This window comes from Vibrio sp. G-C-1 (genome assembly GCF_021728015.1).
GTDB lineage: Bacteria > Pseudomonadota > Gammaproteobacteria > Enterobacterales > Vibrionaceae > Vibrio > Vibrio splendidus.
Window position 1 is genome coordinate 1 of record NZ_JAKKCR010000041.1, and the last position, 1,181, is coordinate 1,181.

Below are 1,181 nucleotides of genomic sequence, written 5' to 3' on the forward strand. Positions count from 1 at the left end.
GGTTCATCGCGGCTTTCCGGGGAAAGCCGCTTTTATTTTCAAGAAGAAGTAGTCTGTATCTCGATACCCATACCCCATTCGCTTGATTAGCTTTATCTTGTTGTTTATCCCTTCCAGTGTGCAGGTGTTGAGTGGATAACTTGCCGATGCGATAATACCGTGAAGATAAGGGCTCAGTTTCCGTGCGAACTCCTTCAACGGCTTAATTCCACTCTCTTGTACTTGTGCCCACCACGTTTCCCAGAGCCCTTTAGCATGTGCTTCTGATTCACAATACCAAAGCTCTTTGAGTTGTGCTCCGAGTATATAAGTGGTCATTAAGTCCTTATTGATACTTAATATTTCTGTAAGATAGCTGTCTTGCTGTGGATTTAAGTTGCCTCTATTTTTCAACAATACCCAGCGTGAGCGCTTGACCCATTGCCTCGCTTTTTTATCTTGCTTGAGTTTGTTGGCTTGGTCGACTCTGACTCTATCCATTACCTCACGACCGAACTTAGCTACAACATGGAATAAGTCGTAAACGATTTTTGCGTTCGGGCAATGCGCTTGAACTTCAAGGTCAAACGCCGTATTCATGTCCATCGCGACTGCTTCGATATTGTTGCCATGTTTACCTAGCCGTTCGAAAAACGGTCGTATGTCCTTTCGGCTTCGGCCTAGTCCTATCCAAATGACTTGGTGAGTCTTAGCATCAGCAATGACGGTGGCATACCGATGTCCTTTAAAGATAGCGAACTCGTCCATGACAAGCTGCCTTAGCCCCTCCCATTTCACTGGCGATACCACTTGTCGAAGTCGGCGTTTATCTATCTCTTTAATGGTGTGCCAGTGTACGCTCGTTAACTGGGAGATATGCTTAATGGGAAGAAGAGGCAGTAGTTGTTCTATATAACTTTTTAGGCGCTTCGTGATGCGAGCATAAGGCTCTAGCCAAGATAGAGACTCTGTTTTTATGCCGCAGTCACGACACTTAATTCTTCGTGTTTGAACGGAAAGTTCAACAGGAACACCGAGCAACATGGCTTCTTTCACATGACGCCATTGATACTCATGGATAGCTTCGGCTTCAAGACCACAAAGGCACTTAGCCTCAGAGTTAGGTTTAAGAGTCAGGGTAATAAGTGATGCTGTCTGGTGAGACTTTACTATTTGAAAGCCTTCCCAGAATGAAGATAGGA

Annotated in this window: 1 protein-coding gene; it reads right to left on the reverse strand. The window is 45.0% G+C overall.

Annotated features, from left to right (window positions below):
* Positions 1 to 3 precede the first annotated feature (3 nt).
* Positions 4 to 1,181 (reverse strand): ISL3 family transposase (locus tag L3V36_RS23825; protein WP_237296733.1); only part of this gene is annotated, 1,178 nt, incomplete at its 5' end.